The organism is Vibrio sp. 1580, from assembly GCF_033340055.1.
The window spans coordinates 1-541 of record NZ_JAWOVT010000634.1 but is presented as its reverse complement, the minus strand read 5'-3'; the positions used below and the strand labels follow the sequence as shown (position 1 = coordinate 541).

The window sequence follows — 541 nt, the reverse complement described above, 5'->3', positions numbered from 1 at the left end:
TCTCAACCGTTATTGATGTGGCGGGTGGGGACTCAGTCACATACCAAGTCGAAGGCGTCGTTCGTGAAGAGTCGGTAGGTAACATTACCATCGGCGGTATCACCGTTATTCCAAACAGCTACCATCTTTCATTCAGCAAAACCGTGGATGAAGCAAGCTATGAGCCGGGTCAGCCATTGGTCTATCGCCTAACGATTGAAAACGATGGTAAGGGGAACGCGTACAATATTCCTGTGGTGGATCGCTTATCCAACATCACGGTGGAACTTGTTGATGGAACAAGTGAAAAGGCGTTTGATTCGGGCTGGACGATCGAGCAGAACATCGTCAGTGGTAGCGATAAAGCCATTCTTGATCTTGATGGTTCAGTTGAAAATAATCGAGATATCGACACGCATGCCTCCATCCCCGCGGGCACTACAATTGAGTACAAAGTGACGGCGACGGTAAACAACAATGCAGTTGGTGAAATCCTCAACTTGTTGACCGTTGACGGCGATACTGTCAGTGCGAAGACGAAAGCATCGGCAGAGAAATACGA

1 protein-coding gene is annotated in these 541 nt (G+C 48.4%); it reads left to right on the top strand.

Translation table 11 applies throughout. The features are described 5' to 3' along the window. Positions 1-541, top strand: a 541-nt coding sequence (locus tag R7093_RS27565) for a hypothetical protein (protein WP_318147320.1), incomplete at both ends; no start/stop codon positions are given.